The following is a 14,967-nucleotide window of genomic DNA, read 5'->3' as shown; positions in this document are numbered from 1 at the left end:
AATATGAAAAGGGGGGAGAGTAATCTTTCCCAATACCCTGAAATTTACATAAAAAAGAACGCTTTGTCCAAGCGTTCATTGTTAATTATTCTGTACATTTCTTAAGATTTCATAAGCCTCGTCTCCGGCCGCGGCAGCAAAGCTTTCCCACATTTGATCACGCAATAAATCGAGTTCAATTATTTTTCTCGCCAGGTCAATCGCATCTTTCGTCTCCATGTTCATCCTCCTATTAAAAGCAGTTCCCATTTTTGTGTTTCTTAAAAATAACCTCGAGTTCCGTTAGAGTCAGCTTTTGCAGTGCGGGCTCGGAATGCTGATATTCTCCTCCTGATTTAATCAGCAAATCAATCAAGTATTGTCTCTTTTTTTCAATAGCCTTCCGTAAATATTGCATCTGGATCTCCTCTTTTCTTTAATGTTTCTGTCATTCTATAAAAAGTTTAGTTTATAGTCATTAGTTATGTTAGGTTTTCTGACGCAGTTTTTTAAATGTTGTCAGATTTTCTTACATATTTGATGAAATTAACAGTGAGATTAGTATAATGAAAGAAATCAGTTGAATTTGAGGTGACATTGATTGGAGAATGAAGCTTCTTACAAGAACAGAAAAGTCATTTCGATCGGAACTGTGAGTGAATTGACAGGGCTAAGTGAGCGGCAGATTCGCTATTATGAAGAAAGGAAATTAGTATTTCCGGAAAGATCAGACCGGGGAAGCAGGAAGTATTCTTTTTCCGATGTTGAGAGGCTTATCGATATTGCAAACAAAAGGGAAGAAGGAGTCAGAACGGAAGAAATACGGTCTGAATTAAAAAGGAAAAAGAAAAAGGACGACAAGGCGACACGGTCAAAAATGATACAGGGACAGCTTAACGCACAATTCGGGATTCGAAAAAAATAAAGCTCTAAAAGCGGTTATTCTTTAGAAGAATAATCGTTTTTTTGACTTTTTATATATATTTTTCATTAAAAGCTCTTTCTTTCGTTTATCATTTCCTTTAAGATTTAACCTTATAAAAGAGAGTTTCATAAAAATGGTTAACTAAAGCGGGTGAAAGAATGGGGAAAGAGTTTCCTACAACAATACAAGTAATCGAATTATGCCTGCTAGCAGGGAAAATTATGCTGCAGGGAGGCGCAGAAACGTACCGGGTAGAGGACACGATGACTAGAATTGCAGCCTCTTTGGGAATTCCGCATTCACACAGTTATGTGACGCCCACCGGGATCATTTTTTCAACGGATGGAACAGAACCGGCGAAACTTATCCGTATATCCGAGCGTTCTACAGATTTATATAAAGTAACACTGGTTAACGGGATATCGCGAAAGATCAGCAGCGGAGAGCTGGATGGGAAAGAGGCATTAGCCAAACTTAAAGAAATTGAAAGGGCAGACTATACTTTTCCCGTATACCAGCAGGTCCTTGCAGCGTCTATTGCAAGCGGCTGTTTCCTGATCATGTTTCTAGGGCAATGGGCAGACTTTATCCCTGCCATGTTTGCAGGCGGATTGGGCTTTGCTTCATTTATATATGTCCATCGGGTCGTGCAGATCAAGTTTTTTTCCGAGTTTATTGCTTCCTTATTAATTGGGCTTTTAGCATATCTGTTTGTTATATTTGGATTAGGGACCGAGCTCGATAAAATCATCATTGGCTCGGTAATGCCGCTGGTTCCCGGGCTGCTTATTACGAATGCCGTCCGTGATTTAATGGCCGGTCACCTGGTGTCAGGGTTGTCGAAGGGAGCGGAAGCCTTTCTGACAGCCTTTGCAATTGGAGCTGGGATTGCTCTTGTGTTCACTTTTTAAACGTAAAAGCTAGTTTTGCTTAAAACGGAGGAATGAATGAATGTTAACTCACTTAATCACAAGTTTTATAGCATCGGCAGGATTTGGCGTTCTTTTCAATGCGCCGAAAAAATCATTGCTGAAATGCGGGTTTGTCGGCATGGTGGGCTGGTTCGTTTATATATGGCTGGTTACCCGCCAGTACGATGCCGTTATTTCTTCGTTAATTGCTGCATTTACGATTGCAGTGATCAGCCAGGTTTTTGCCAAAATATATAAAACGCCTATTATCATTTTCAGTGTTGCAGGCATCATTCCGCTTGTGCCAGGCGGACTGGCTTATGATGCGATGCGGAACTTTGTTGAAAATGATTACAATATCGCTATTCAGCTTGCTGCAAAAGCCTTTATGATTTCTGGTGCGATAGCGGTTGGGCTGGTGATATCCGAAGTTCTTAATCAAATCATCCGCAAGGTTCAGTTTAAATCGGAAAGAAGTTATTGATTTCTGAAAATTCATTCTCTATAATTTATTTAGCAGTTATTTCGAAATGCTAAATAACTTAGAGGAGTTTAGTGATGGCGACACAATCAAAAATAGAAGAAATTTATAGAGAAATACATACCCATTACACCCAGTATAGCCGGATGCAATGGACACTATATACAGCCGGCTATGATTTCGGGCTAAAGGAACAATATGCAAAAATCACTGACATAATGAAAAATAAGGCTAATTATGAGACTGTTCTGGATTATTTGCAAAAGGACATTTCTCCGCTTGAAAAAAGAAAAGCGGAGATTGTCCTGAACGGGTTAAAACCTTTCCATCTTTCCGCTGAATTAAACGAGCTAGATATGGAGATTAGTGATAAAGTAAATACTCTTTCAAAAATATTAAATACTTTTCGTTATCAATTTGAGGGAAGAGAAGTTTCTTCTGTGGAGCTCAATCAGGTATTGAGTTCTGAAAGCAACCGGGAAAAAAGAAGGGAAGCCTACTTTGCGAAGAACCAAATTAATAAACCGATGGTTGAAGGCGGTTTTATTGATCTGATAAATCTTCGCAAGGAATATGCGAAGGTATATGGAGCGGAAAATTTTATTGCTTACAAGCTTGAGCAGGATGAACTTGATCAAAATGTGTTTGACGGCTGGGCCCGGCAGCTTCACGATACACTTCCTCAAATGAATGCAGCAAGGGAAAAATATGCCCGAGAGTTTTTAAACGATGAGCGCATGCTGCCATGGGATGAACAGTATATCGATTCCAGAATTGCACCTTCCCTGAATCAGCATGTAGATATGTCGGATTTCTATGGGAATATTAAAGAGCTGTTTGATTTATTCTCTATTGATATTTCAAATTTTAATATCACTTATGATATTTTCCCAAGATCCAATAAATCTGAATGGGGCTACAATTTCCCTGTGGAAACAGCAAAGGATTCCCGGATTCTTGCCAATGTCAAAAACAAATATCATGAATATGGAGTTTTGCTTCATGAAACCGGCCATGCCGTACATTCTTTCCTCCTAAATCCTGACGAGGAAATTTTGAACCATGGTGTCAGCGGAATTATCAGTGAAGGAATCGCTAACCTGTTCCAAGGCTTTTTATACAGTCCTGTATTTTATAAAAAGTTCTTTAAAGGGGAAATGGGTGCGGGGGATGAATTTAAGAAATTGAAGGAATATCGAAAGCAAAATTCATTGCGTGCGATCAACAGAATCTTCTTTGACCATAGCTTATATAAAAATGATATAAGCAGCCTGGATTATATTTATGATGTATATTGGAAAAATCAGATGAATGTTTTAAAGGAGGAACCGTTCTGCGAAGAACCGCCATGGGCGTTTACCATTCACTATACCACCCATCCGATTTACCTTCACAATTATTTTATGGGTGATGTAACTTGTGCCATGCTGTCCTCTGTTTTTGAGCTAAAAGCAGGTGTGAAAATGATTGATAAGCCAAAAGAATTTGGTGAATTTTTAATCAATGAAGTCATTAAGCCTTCGGGGAGATATCCATTCGGCGAGCTTTTCAGAAGGATTAGCGGCCAGGACTTTAAATTGGATTATATGCTTTAATTCTTGAATCGTTCCAGGTGCGTAATTTCTGGGACGATTTTTAGCTTGTAAAATTTTCCTGGTGAAACTATAATCCTACTATATTCTTGATTTTTCATGAAAAGGAGAACAGCGATGATCCGACGTTTTTTTACTTATTATAAGCCGCATAAGCGCTTATTTATTCTTGATTTCAGCTCAGCTGTAATTGTGGCATTTCTGGAGCTGGGTTTTCCGTTAGCGGTACAGTGGTTTATCGACAGCTTGCTTCCTAGCGGCAATTGGTCAATGATCGTCTCTGTCAGTGCCGGACTGCTGGCTCTTTATATGATGAGTACATTTTTGCAATTTATTGTGAACTATTGGGGACATAAGCTTGGGATAAATATTGAAACAGATATGCGCCAGCAGCTGTTTCAGCATGTCCAGCGCCAATCATTTCGCTTTTTTGACAATACTAAAACAGGGCATATTATGAGCAGAGTGACGAATGACCTCATGGATATTGGGGAGCTTGCCCATCACGGACCTGAGGATTTATTTATTGCAGCAATGACTTTTGTCGGTGCTTTTTGGATTATGCTGACAATTAACATTAAGCTTGCTTTTGTTACCATATTCGTCCTGCCGTTTCTGGTATGGCTTATTGCTTTTTGCAACATCAAAATGAACAGGGCATGGAAGCGGATGTACAGTGATATTGCCGATGTTAATGCCCAGGTGGAGGACAGTGTCTCCGGGATCCGTGTCGTTCAATCTTTTACAAATGAACATTATGAAATTAAAAGATTTACAGAGAACAATGGCAGGTTCCGCCTTGCCAAGCTTGCAGCTTATAAGATTATGAGCTTTAGTGCTTCCGGCATTTATATGCTGACAAGGTTCATTACTTTAATTGTCTTAGTGTACGGTTCCTGGCTGAGCTTCAGCGGGCAGCTTACTTATGGGGAGCTGGTTGGATTTGTTTTATATGTCAATGTTCTCTTAAAACCTATCGACAAAATAAGTGCGTTAATGGAACTGTATCCGAAAGGGATGGCAGGATTTAAACGCTTTACGGAGCTGATTGATACAGAGCCTGAGGTTGAAGATACAGAGGATGCTATAGAGGTAGCGTCTCTAAGAGGAGATATCCGCTTTAACCATGTAACCTTCAGCTATGACAAACATAAGGCGGTGCTGGACGGGATAAATCTGCAAATGAAAGCGGGTGAAACTGTCGCATTTGTGGGACCTTCAGGCGCCGGTAAAACAACGATATGTTCACTTATTCCTCGTTTTTATGATGTGAATAGCGGCAGCATCACTATAGATGGCATGGACATCAGGGATTTGACGAAGAAATCATTAAGGTCGCAAATTGGTATCGTCCAGCAGGATGTTTTTCTCTTTACCGGCACTCTAAAAGAAAATATTGCGTACGGAATGCTTGGGGCAACGGATGAACAGATTGCGGAAGCTGCAAAGAAAGCTCATTTGGAGGAATTTATTGCTTCGTTGCCGTTTGGTTATGAAACACAAATTGGGGAAAGGGGATTAAAACTTTCGGGCGGCCAGAAGCAGAGGATTGCGATAGCGCGTATGTTCTTAAAAAATCCGCCGGTTCTCATCCTGGATGAAGCTACATCCGCATTGGATACCGAAACGGAACAAATTATTCAAACAGCATTAACGGAACTTGCGGTGGACCGAACAACTCTGGTGATTGCACATAGGCTTGCGACGATCCGCAATGCCGATAGGGTTGTCGTTGTAACCGAAGACGGAATAGCGGAAGAAGGGACACATGACGAATTAATCAAACAAGGCGGAATCTTTGCCAGCCTTCATAATGTGCAGTTTCAAAGATAAGGCGGAATCCGAATAGGGTTTCGCTTTTTTCATGGTCCGGACTATTTCTAATTGTGTACTTTACGAATAAAAGACTCATTCTATCGAATAAACCTTGGAAATTAGCGAACAAAGTTTTGAATTCAGCGAATAAACAATGAAAACTTGCGAAGAAAGTATGAGATTTAGAGAATAAACAGCAGGGATATTTGCTTGGGAACGAATGTTAAATTATCTTTTGAGAAAGAATTAGATAAAAAGTTTTCAGAATAGTCAAATTTGACTAGATTATATTCTTTTTAACTGGAAGTTTTTAACTAGAACAGGACTTATGTGGTATAGACAACTATACTCTTGCTCTATTAAGCTAAAAGTATGGAATGTAAACCCTTTCAGGAAGCAAAGGAGGTTATTGTTTGGGCAAAAATCATAATAATAAAGGAGGCAATATGAAAAACAAATCAATCACTGTTGCGCTTGCAGCTGCAATAAGCACTTCACTCTTTATTCCGGCAGTACATCCGTTATCTGCACAAAGCGGGGAAGGAGTTGAGCCAACAATGGAAATGAAAGATAACAAGAATACGAAACACAAAGTTCATCCGGTTTTTGCATGGGATCGTCCGGGACCTGTTTCTCATGTTCTTCATCCGGGGTCTGCAGTCGGAGCCGGAATGGTTCAGCAGCCGCTGGATAAAATTGATTCAATTATGGAGGGTATGATAGCAGATGGAGTCATGCCGGGCGCTGTAGCTTTTGTAGCAAGAAGGGGGCATATCGTGAAGCATGATGCATACGGATATGCTTACCGTTATACGGATGATAAATTTACCGAAGCTGAAAACCCGATTGAAATGTCAGAAGAAACGATTTTTGACCTGGCTTCGATCAGTAAAATATTTACGACTACCGCTGCCATGAAGTTATACGATGAAGGTTATTTTCAGCTTGATGAACCCGTAGCAAAATACATTCCAGAGTTTGCAGAAAATGGCAAGGAAAATGTAACGATCCGACAGCTGATGACACATACTTCAGGGTTCACCGCATGGATTCCTTTACATTCCCAGGGCAGCAGCCGGGAAGATCGCATGCAGATCGTTTTTAAATATCCTTTAGCCAATGAACCAGGCGAAGCGTATACATACAGCGATTTGAACATGATTACGCTTGGTGCACTAGTCGAACGTTTATCGGGGCAAAGGCTTGATGAATTTGTGAATGAGCATATTACAGAGCCGCTTGGCATGAACGATACGATGTATAACCCGCCTGAATCCTTGAAACACCGTATCGCTGCAACTGAATATCAGCCTGCTATCAACCGGGGGCTTGTATGGGGTGAAGTCCATGATGAAAATGCCTGGTCACTTGATGGTGTGGCAGGCCATGCAGGCGTCTTTTCAACAGCCGCTGATCTTGCGAAATTCGCCCATATGTATGTGAATGACGGCCGATACGGCGGCAAGCAAATTCTAAAAGAAGAAACCGTAAAAATGCTTGTTAAAAATCAGATCCCGCAATTCCCTGGCGATGACCACGGACTTGGCTGGGAACTTGGCCAGGGATGGTTTATGGACGCCTTATCTGAAGGCACTTCACTTGGGCATACAGGGTACACAGGAACTTCTATCGTTATTAATCGAAATAACGGAACCATTGCGATTCTCCTGACAAACCGTGTACATCCATCACGAAATACGGTTACAACCAATGTTGCCAGAAGAGCCTTTGCAAGGCAGGTTGCTGATTCGATTCCAGTTTTGATCCCTGGAAAAGGGGATGCCTGGTTCTCTGGATATGGAGATAGAGCACATCATAATTTGACTGCTAAAGTGGATGTTGCAGAAGATGCAGTTCTTTCCTTCGATACATGGTACAGAACTGAAACTAATTTTGACAAGGCCTATGTGGAAGTTTCGGAGGATGGCGTTAATTGGACTCAAGCAGCCCAGCCATTCACAGGCAGCAGCGTCGATTGGAATAATGAAAAAGTGGAGATCCCTGCAGGTACCAATTATATTCGTTTCAGATACCAAACGGACAGCTCGGTGAACGGAAGAGGCTGGTACGTTAATAATGTTAAGTTGGAGTTTTCTAATAGCGAAACAGTTGAACCAGATTTTACAGGTGAGGGCTGGCAAAAAAGAAATTACTAGTTTTCCATCATTTGGAGAAAGTAAGTATGAGCGAATTTTGAAAAATATGCAGTTAGGACGGTGTAGAAAATGAGGAAAGCGCGAAAAGTGGTAATCCTTTCTCTTCTCGCACTAATTTTGGCAGTCTCCCAGCTTGGTATTGGTGCTCCCGTGAAAAAGGCAGCCGCTGAAAGTACAGTCAAGGATTTAATCATCCTGCAAAATGTCCCCCAAGCTGTTACGGACACCAATGGCGGGGATATTCAATTAAAAGCCCTCCATGTTTTTGAAGAAGGCCATTTCATGGGAGTCTCTTCCGGTGTAGAGTGGAAGTCTTCCAATAAAAATATAGCAAAAGTTGACCAGAACGGAAAAGTGACACTTACTGGACAAAACGGCAGAACTTTTATCAGTGTAACAGATGGACAATTTACAGACCGGATTGCCATTGATTATAAAGTGGACTCAAAGGAAAAAGGCGAGGGAAAGCCAGCTTCCAAAGCGGAGGTTATCAAGGAGCCGGGAGATCGTTATGATGTTATTGGCCACGCAATCAGCAACCTTACAATTGAAGAAAAAGTTGGCCAAATGCTGATGCCAGATTTCCGCAATTGGAATGGCGAAAACGTAACAGAAATGCTTCCTGAAATTGAGCAGCTTGTAAAAGACTATCATCTTGGCGGAGTTATTTTATTCCGTGAAAATGTTGTGACAACAGAGCAGACAGCCACTCTAGTCTCGGAATACCAGGAGGCTGCTGAAAAGTTCGGGCTGTTAATGACAATTGACCAGGAAGGCGGAATCGTCACACGTCTTCAATCAGGGACTGATATGCCTGGAAATATGGCTTTAGGGGCAACAGGTTCCGAAGAAATTTCCCGCAAAGTCGGTAAGGCAATTGGAGAAGAGCTGGCGTCACTTGGAATTAACATGAACTTTGCTCCAGTAATGGACGTTAATAATAATCCGGATAACCCGGTAATTGGTGTTCGCTCCTTCGGGGAAGACCCTGAGCTAGTGGCAAAAATGGGAGTAGCCTACACAGAAGGACTGCAATTAGCAGGCGTAGCGGCAACAGCCAAGCATTTTCCGGGGCACGGAGATACAGCAGTAGATTCACATCTAGGCTTGCCGGAAGTGCCGCATGATAAAGAACGTTTAAAAGAGGTTGAATTGTATCCTTTCCAAAAGGGAATGGAAGCGGGAATTGATGCCATTATGACTGCACATGTTACCTTCCCTAAAATTGATGATACAAAAGCGATCTCGCAAAAAACAGGTGAAGAGATCGCAATTCCAGCAACACTTTCTTACAAAGTGCTGACAGAACTTATGAGAGAAGAAATGGGCTATGAAGGCGTCATTACAACGGATGCAATGAATATGAAAGCCATTGCAGATCACTTTGGACCAGTTGACGCAGCAATTCGTGCAGTAAAAGCGGGTACTGATATCGTGCTGATGCCTGTTGGTCTGGAAGAAGTCGCAGGAGGACTATTGAACGCTGTTAATAGCGGAGAAATTTCAGAGGAACGCATTGAAGCGTCCGTTGAACGAATTTTAACATTGAAAATCAAACGGGGAATTATTAAAGATGAAACACCTCAGCCGATTGAAGAAAAAATTGCAAATGCACTCGAGGTTGTTGGATCCGAAGAGCATAAGCAAGTGGAAAAAGAGGCAGCAGAGCGTTCAATTACATTAGTGAAAAATAAAGGTGCAGCATTGCCTTTAAATGTTGAAAGTGATGATAAGATTGTTGTCGTGGGAAATACGTATATTACAAGCCTTGTGGATGCAGTGAGTAAGCATCACGAAAATACAGCTGTTATCCAAACGTCTACCTATAAATTGACGGAAGCCCAGCTTCAACAAATCAAAGATGCAAGCGCGGTAATCGTTGGATCCTACACCTTTAATGTATCCGGGCGTTCACCGGACAGCTCTCAAATGCAAATGATTAATTCGATCATTGCTGCAACAGACGCTCCAATTATTGCTGTCGGGATCCGCAATCCATATGACATTATGGCATATCCGGAAGTTGATGCTTACCTCGCACAATACGGATTTAGAACAGCGAGCTTTGAAGCAACTGCGGCATCCATTTTCGGCAAAAATAACCCTTCCGGTAAATTGCCAATTACGATTCCTGGCGTGGAAGGCAGCGTTTTATATGAATTTGGGCATGGTTTGAGCTATTAAGCAGGTTTTAGTGTACGAAAGATCAGTTGAAAAGTGCTTCGTATGGAAGATATCAACGAAAAAATAAATATATCAACGAAAAGGGCGCGTATATCAACGGAAATTTCAATACATCAACGAATTTTGGGTGATTTTTCAACGAAACGGTGCGGACAGGCTATTCTGGTCTTTGTCCGGCATCGTTTCCAAACAGGGAGGGAAATCTAATGAAAAAATGGTTTATGTCTTTTTTGACAATGATTCTAGTACTCTCTTCTTTATCCGTTGTGCTCGCAGACAATGGAAATGGCAAAGCAAATGGCAAGGACAAAAAGTTCGAACTGGGTGTGGAAGTGCTTTTAAATGAGCAAAAGCATCTGATTAAAGGGAAAAGGGTCGGGCTGATTACGAATCCAACTGGCGTTGATCAGGAGATAAACAGCATTGTGGATCTTTTGCACAAGGATCCTGAGGTGGAATTGACTGCTTTATATGGACCAGAGCATGGAGTCCGTGGAAGCGCTCAGGCAGGGGAGTATGTTGAATACTATATCGATGAAAAAACAGGCCTGCCTGTTTACAGCTTATATGGACAAACTAAGAAGCCAACACCAGAAATGCTTGAAAATGTCGATGTCCTTCTATTTGATATCCAGGATGTAGGAACGCGTTTTTACACATATATTTACACAATGGCTTATGCCATGGAAGCTGCCAAGGAAAATAATATTCCATTCATCGTGCTGGACCGCCCAAATCCTCAAGGCGGAGCAAAGGTTGAAGGACCTGTTCTTGATATGAAATATTCTTCATTCGTAGGTAATTATGCGATTCCGCTTCGCCATGGTATGACTGTCGGTGAACTTGCGAAGTTATTTAATGAAGAATTCGGAATTGGGGCCGATTTGACTGTTGTAGAAATGAATGGCTGGAAGCGTAATATGTATTACGATGACACCAATCTTCCATTTGTAATGCCTTCTCCCAATATGCCAACGTTAGAAACGGCTTTGGTTTATCCGGGTGCGGCCTTAATTGAAGGAACGAATGTATCTGAAGGACGTGGAACGACTAAGCCTTTTGAATTAATCGGTGCTCCATTTATTAATGCAGATGACTTGTCAGCACACTTGAACAGCCTTAAATTGCCAGGTGTAACATTTAGGGCTGCTTCATTTACACCGTTCTTTTCAAAGCACTCTGGAAAGCTTTCTCATGGTATCCAGATTCATATTACAAATCGTAATTCCTTTAAGCCTGTAGAAACGGGCCTTTACATCGTAAAAGCGATCCATGATATGTATCCGGAAGACTTCCAATTCCGTGCAGAAAACAGTGCAGGCATTTCATTCTTTGATAACCTGATGGGCAACGGCTGGGTCCGTGAAGCGATAGAAGAAGGAAAATCAGTAGAAAAAATCTCTGCACAATGGCAGGAAGAACTGGATCAATTTAATCAAACACGCGAGCAATATCTGCTCTACTAAACTAGCAATCCAAAAAAAAGAACTTGGTGGCAATCGCCCCCAAGTTCTTTTACCCTTTACTAAAATTTTTCGACAAAATTCAGGTTGTGCCTGGTACTAAAAAGGAAAGCCTGTTCATAATTATTATTAAATCGAGAAAGAAAGAGGTGTTTGGGATGTTGGGGTTTTTGCAGAAGATTGGTAAGTCTTTGATGCTTCCGATTGCGATTATGCCGGCGGCTGCGCTTTTGCTGAGGTTGGGGCAGGATGACCTTTTGGGGATTCCATTTATCTCTGCAGCTGGTAATGCAGTTTTTGGTCATTTGGCCCTGTTGTTTGCAATTGGTATTGCAATTGGTTTCTCGAAGGATAGCAATGGAGCAGCAGCGCTTGCCGGAGCGGTTGGCTATTTTGTTTTAACGGAAGGTGCCGCTGCCATAAATGAAACGATTAATATGGGCGTATTTGGCGGTATCATTTCCGGTATTATTGCAGGGCTATTATACAATAAATATCATGATATTAAACTGCCGGATTGGCTGGGGTTCTTCGGAGGAAAGCGGTTTGTCCCTATTGTAACATCACTTGTTATGCTGGTTATTGCGTTCCTGTTCGGCTATGTATGGCCTCCGGTCCAGGCAGGCATCAACAGTGTCGGTGATTGGATTATTGGGGCCGGTGCTGCGGGTGTAGGTGTCTTTGGATTCTTGAACCGTCTATTAATTCCGATTGGCCTTCATCATATTTTAAATACACTCGTATGGTTTGAGTTTGGCGAATATACAAATGCAGCTGGTGATGTCATTAAAGGTGATCTATGGCGTTTCCTCGCAAAAGATCCATCCGCCGGAATTTTCATGGCTGGATTCTTCCCAATCATGATGTTCGGATTGCCTGGAGCATCGTTTGCGATGATTGCCGCAGCTAAAAAGGAGCGAAGAAAGGCAATGGCCGGGGCGCTTGCCGGTCTTGCTTTTACATCCTTCTTGACAGGTATTACAGAGCCGATTGAATTCTTATTTATGTTCTTATCTCCTGTATTATATTTCATTCATGCGATACTTACAGGCTTGGCAATGTCCATCGCCTATGTTCTGGACATCCATCACGGCTTTGGTTTTTCTGCAGGAGCGATTGATTATTTCCTGAACTTCGGAATTGCACAGAAACCAGTACTGCTGGCAGGAATAGGCCTTATCTATGCGCTTTTATATTTTGTTATATTCTATTTCCTGATCAAAAAATTAGACTTGAAAACGCCAGGACGTGAAGGTGAGGTTGAAGGTGAATTTGAAGAGAATTTCACTGTCAAAGGGAACTACACGGAAGCGGCCAATGGATACCTCGCTGCTTTGGGGGGAAAAGAAAATCTGGTTGAAATTGATAACTGCGTAACCCGCCTGCGATTAAAAGTTAAAGATATGTCGCTGGTAAATGAAGCACGGTTAAAACAGCTTGGCTCGAAAGGTGTAATAAAACTAAGTAAAACAGATCTTCAAATAATCGTGGGAACTGACGTGGAGTTCCTATCCAATGAATTGAAAAAGAAATAAAAAAGGAAGCTGGCTCTTTAGGTAAATGCCTTTGGAAGCCAGTTTTTTGTTTAGTGCCTAATCTCTTATGTATCACCATTTAATAGTTAAAAAGTTTTTTTGGCAGTCTATTCCCCTATTGTTCTAGTTCTTACCACTAGAACTTCAATTTCATTCCCGGTTTTTTCAAATCTATTCCTCAATTCTTTTATTCTATTCTCTTAGTTCAAAAATTGGTCTATAGCAGGCAGTATTCAACACGAAAACTGGGCAAAAGTCCAGTGAACAAGCGCCTTTTTTTCATAGTAAATGATGTTCGCATATGCATGTCCCATTTTTAAACATAACATAAATTTGTAAGGGTACCCTTATTAATTGAACTTAAAAAGGGGGGATATCAACATGGTAGAACCTTTAACGATTGTGATAGTTTTATTGTTAGTGGTTATCTTGCTTTTGGCAAGCATTCTTGCACCTTCAGCAGCAGGTGCAATCAGGGATGCGATCTGTGAGCTTTTGGAATGCGGCACTCCAAGCGATGCTTAGAAAGAAAAATGACTCGAATAATGCTTAATAGGAAAAACCCTGGTACTTTTCCAGGTTTTTTTCCTATTAGGCAATCCTCCAAATCATACTGTACTGGATGTTTATCCATTTCAATCAGGCCGAAACAACATAAAATAGTTAGCAGAAACTATAAAAGGCGGGCTGAATGTGGAAAAAAATAACCAGGAACAAAAAAATTCATCTGAAAAACCAACAAATAAAATAAAACAGGAAAAAGCAGAGGCTATCCAAAGTCTGGCATCAAACTTACTCAAAGACGAAAAAAATATCGATATCGGATCTATTTTCAAAATGGCAAATAAACTTATTAAAGATGATTCCTTAATGGCAATGGTTAATGAAATCGGAAAAAAACCTGAGAGAAGTGAAGGAACTGCTGTAAAGGAAACGATGAAAGAAGGAACAGAAGCAGGAACAAAAAAAGCATCTGAGGATCGCAATGGCATTGAAGATGAGGCTCTTGTATTATTAAATATAGAAATAGAAGAAATAAAGGCTGAACTCAAAAAAACACAAAAAGAGGTTGCTGAACTTAAGAAACAAAATGCCTCCCTGCTAAATCTGTTTCTCAAAGTTATCAATGCTGCTAACCAAGATCTTAAAAAAAGTGTCGAATTGCTATCTGGATTAAGCAAGCTATTAAAATAGCTTATCTTAAGCATTGCTTTACAAGTAATGCTTTTTTCTGTGTGCCTGGAATGGGCCACCGTGAAGCCAGCTGCATAGGCAAGCTTAATGCAAGGGTGTCCCTTTTCGTAAGAAGGAGAAAAACATTAGGTTGGTAACACAAACATACTAAAAGGCTAAGTGTCAATGTCTTGTCTTCAGAATAAGCAAAGTACTCGCTCCTCAGGGTGGCAGATTTCAGATTTTATTCCTTTTTAAAGAAAATTACCTGGTAGATATTTTGAGTTAATAATGGTTAAGCTGCACTTATTAAAACTGGACCATCTCACAGCAAGTCTTTAAAATAGTATTTAATCTACTGAAGGACGGTGAGCCATATGGAAGAAAAAGCAGCATTATTGGCACAGCATCAGCTGGATGCCTATAACCAGCAGAATATTGAGGAGTTTTTAGAAGTATACAGTGAGGATGTTGTCGTTAGGCATTTTCCGGGCGACGAGGTAGTATACTCAGGGAAAGATAAATTGAGAGAAAGATACAGCCTGCTGTTCAAAAATAATCCAAACCAGCATGCTGAGCTGCTTTCCAGAATGGTAAAAGGCAACATTGTTATTGACCATGAATATGTTACAGGAAGATCAAACGGGCAGGTTATAAAAGCAGTAGCCATGTATGAGATCTTGGATAATAAAATCCAAAAAGTCTGGTTTGTAAAATAAAATACTGTGAATTAAAAAATTTCGAGCAACTATA

At 40.9% G+C, this 14,967-nt stretch carries 14 protein-coding genes; 12 read left to right on the top strand and 2 right to left on the bottom strand.

Annotated elements, in window-relative coordinates:
• Positions 1 to 81 precede the first annotated feature (81 nt).
• The gene (locus tag IQ19_RS28170) at positions 82 to 219 is read right to left on the bottom strand and encodes a hypothetical protein (RefSeq protein ID WP_199749512.1); all 138 of its coding nucleotides are present in this window, start codon (positions 217 to 219) and stop codon (positions 82 to 84) included.
• A gap of 13 nt (positions 220 to 232) precedes the next feature.
• Positions 233 to 397: a Fur-regulated basic protein FbpA gene (gene fbpA / locus IQ19_RS20920; RefSeq protein ID WP_144544737.1), complete on the bottom strand. Its 165-nt coding sequence runs from the start codon at positions 395 to 397 to the stop codon at positions 233 to 235.
• Positions 398 to 580: 183 nt separating this feature from the next.
• Between fbpA and IQ19_RS20915 the strand changes: the two genes are divergently transcribed.
• From IQ19_RS20915 to IQ19_RS20865, 12 genes are all read left to right on the top strand, one after another.
• On the top strand, positions 581 to 904 hold the full coding sequence (locus tag IQ19_RS20915; protein WP_110065290.1) for a MerR family transcriptional regulator: 324 nt from the start codon (positions 581 to 583) through the stop codon (positions 902 to 904).
• A 158-nt stretch (positions 905 to 1,062) separates the two neighbouring features.
• Entirely contained in the window at positions 1,063 to 1,815 is a 753-nt protein-coding gene (locus tag IQ19_RS20910) for a threonine/serine exporter family protein (protein WP_144544735.1), read from the top strand.
• Between the two features lie 40 nt (positions 1,816 to 1,855).
• Positions 1,856 to 2,299, top strand: coding sequence for a threonine/serine exporter family protein (locus IQ19_RS20905; protein ID WP_144544733.1), 444 nt, complete (start codon positions 1,856 to 1,858; stop codon positions 2,297 to 2,299).
• A 74-nt stretch (positions 2,300 to 2,373) separates the two neighbouring features.
• The gene (locus IQ19_RS20900; RefSeq protein ID WP_144544731.1) at positions 2,374 to 3,891 is read left to right on the top strand and encodes a gluzincin family metallopeptidase; all 1,518 of its coding nucleotides are present in this window, start codon (positions 2,374 to 2,376) and stop codon (positions 3,889 to 3,891) included.
• Positions 3,892 to 4,005: 114 nt separating this feature from the next.
• Entirely contained in the window at positions 4,006 to 5,721 is a 1,716-nt protein-coding gene (locus IQ19_RS20895; RefSeq protein ID WP_144544729.1) for an ABC transporter ATP-binding protein, read from the top strand.
• Positions 5,722 to 6,149: 428 nt separating this feature from the next.
• A complete protein-coding gene (locus IQ19_RS20890) occupies positions 6,150 to 7,859 on the top strand; it encodes a serine hydrolase domain-containing protein (RefSeq protein ID WP_144544870.1) in 1,710 nt (569 codons plus the stop codon).
• A 69-nt stretch (positions 7,860 to 7,928) separates the two neighbouring features.
• Complete coding sequence (locus IQ19_RS20885) at positions 7,929 to 10,043, top strand: glycoside hydrolase family 3 protein (RefSeq protein ID WP_144544727.1); 2,115 nt, start codon at positions 7,929 to 7,931, stop codon at positions 10,041 to 10,043.
• Between the two features lie 206 nt (positions 10,044 to 10,249).
• Positions 10,250 to 11,509, top strand: coding sequence for an exo-beta-N-acetylmuramidase NamZ family protein (locus IQ19_RS20880; RefSeq protein ID WP_144544725.1), 1,260 nt, complete (start codon positions 10,250 to 10,252; stop codon positions 11,507 to 11,509).
• 155 nt (positions 11,510 to 11,664) lie between these two features.
• Positions 11,665 to 13,041 (top strand): N-acetylglucosamine-specific PTS transporter subunit IIBC, encoded by a 1,377-nt coding sequence (nagE, locus tag IQ19_RS20875; RefSeq protein WP_144544723.1) that lies wholly within the window; start codon positions 11,665 to 11,667, stop codon positions 13,039 to 13,041.
• 381 nt (positions 13,042 to 13,422) lie between these two features.
• Positions 13,423 to 13,566: a hypothetical protein gene (locus tag IQ19_RS27840; RefSeq protein WP_158638871.1), complete on the top strand. Its 144-nt coding sequence runs from the start codon at positions 13,423 to 13,425 to the stop codon at positions 13,564 to 13,566.
• A 168-nt stretch (positions 13,567 to 13,734) separates the two neighbouring features.
• Positions 13,735 to 14,235 carry a hypothetical protein gene (locus IQ19_RS20870; protein ID WP_144544721.1) on the top strand — a complete coding sequence of 167 codons (501 nt, stop codon included), beginning with the start codon at positions 13,735 to 13,737 and terminating at the stop codon, positions 14,233 to 14,235.
• A gap of 356 nt (positions 14,236 to 14,591) precedes the next feature.
• On the top strand, positions 14,592 to 14,933 hold the full coding sequence (locus IQ19_RS20865) for a nuclear transport factor 2 family protein (protein ID WP_144544719.1): 342 nt from the start codon (positions 14,592 to 14,594) through the stop codon (positions 14,931 to 14,933).
• Positions 14,934 to 14,967 lie beyond the last annotated feature (34 nt).

The organism is Cytobacillus oceanisediminis, assembly GCF_007830235.1.
Lineage (GTDB): Bacteria > Bacillota > Bacilli > Bacillales > Cytobacillaceae > Cytobacillus > Cytobacillus oceanisediminis.
This window is presented reverse-complemented; position numbering and strand designations above follow the sequence as displayed.

What these genes read in the sequence shown, in the direction of transcription:
- IQ19_RS28170 (WP_199749512.1), bottom strand. Translation starts at nt 219, where the DNA reads ATGGAGACGAAAGATGCGATTGACCTGGCGAGAAAAATAATTGAACTC.
- fbpA (WP_144544737.1), bottom strand. Translation starts at nt 397, where the DNA reads ATGCAATATTTACGGAAGGCTATTGAAAAAAAGAGACAATACTTGATT.
- IQ19_RS20910 (WP_144544735.1), top strand. Translation starts at nt 1,063, where the DNA reads ATGGGGAAAGAGTTTCCTACAACAATACAAGTAATCGAATTATGCCTG.
- IQ19_RS20905 (WP_144544733.1), top strand. Translation starts at nt 1,856, where the DNA reads ATGTTAACTCACTTAATCACAAGTTTTATAGCATCGGCAGGATTTGGC.
- IQ19_RS20900 (WP_144544731.1), top strand. Translation starts at nt 2,374, where the DNA reads ATGGCGACACAATCAAAAATAGAAGAAATTTATAGAGAAATACATACC.
- IQ19_RS20895 (WP_144544729.1), top strand. Translation starts at nt 4,006, where the DNA reads ATGATCCGACGTTTTTTTACTTATTATAAGCCGCATAAGCGCTTATTT.
- IQ19_RS20890 (WP_144544870.1), top strand. Translation starts at nt 6,150, where the DNA reads ATGAAAAACAAATCAATCACTGTTGCGCTTGCAGCTGCAATAAGCACT.
- IQ19_RS20885 (WP_144544727.1), top strand. Translation starts at nt 7,929, where the DNA reads ATGAGGAAAGCGCGAAAAGTGGTAATCCTTTCTCTTCTCGCACTAATT.
- IQ19_RS20880 (WP_144544725.1), top strand. Translation starts at nt 10,250, where the DNA reads ATGAAAAAATGGTTTATGTCTTTTTTGACAATGATTCTAGTACTCTCT.
- nagE (WP_144544723.1), top strand. Translation starts at nt 11,665, where the DNA reads ATGTTGGGGTTTTTGCAGAAGATTGGTAAGTCTTTGATGCTTCCGATT.
- IQ19_RS27840 (WP_158638871.1), top strand. Translation starts at nt 13,423, where the DNA reads ATGGTAGAACCTTTAACGATTGTGATAGTTTTATTGTTAGTGGTTATC.
- IQ19_RS20865 (WP_144544719.1), top strand. Translation starts at nt 14,592, where the DNA reads ATGGAAGAAAAAGCAGCATTATTGGCACAGCATCAGCTGGATGCCTAT.